At 67.8% G+C, this 565-nt stretch carries 1 protein-coding gene; it reads right to left on the minus strand.

The genetic code is table 11. From position 1 onward, the window contains the following. A partial coding sequence (locus ABFP37_RS22515; protein ID WP_347035034.1) for a lyase family protein occupies nucleotides 1-565 on the minus strand: 565 nt, incomplete at both ends.

Here is a 565-nt window from a genome sequence, read left to right on the forward strand (position 1 = left end):
CTGGGTGCGGCCCATTTTGACCACGGTGCGGAATTCCAGGGCTTTTTCGGCGAACGCTTCTTCGAGTTCGGCCAGGGCGGAGAGCAGCTCGCGGGCGGCGAAGATGGTGCCGAGTTTGACCGCGGTGGGGTAGACGTCGTTGGTGGACTGGGAGAGGTTGACGTGGTCGTTGGGGTGCAGGCGGGTGTAGTGGCCTTTGGGGTGGCCGAGGATTTCCAGGGCCCGGTTGGCGATGACCTCGTTGGCGTTCATGTTCGAGGAGGTCCCGGCGCCGCCCTGGATGACGTCGACGACGAACTGCTCGTGCAGGTCTCCGTTCAGGACGTCGGTGCAGGCGGCTTCGATGGCGGCGGCACGTTCGGGGTCCAGGAGCCCGAGTTCGAGGTTGGTGCGGGCGGCGGCGAGTTTCACCGCGGCGAGGCCGCGGACCAGGTGCATGTTGGTGGAGAGCGGCTGGCCGGTGATGGGGAAGTTCTCCACGGCGCGCAGGGTGTGCACGCCCCAGTACGCGGCGGCGGGAACGTCCCGGTCACCGAGGAGGTCATGCTCGGACCGGACGTCCGGG

The sequence above is a fragment of the Burkholderia sp. RS01 genome (genome assembly GCF_039748055.1).
In the GTDB taxonomy this organism is placed as follows: Bacteria; Actinomycetota; Actinomycetes; order Actinomycetales; family Micrococcaceae; genus Arthrobacter.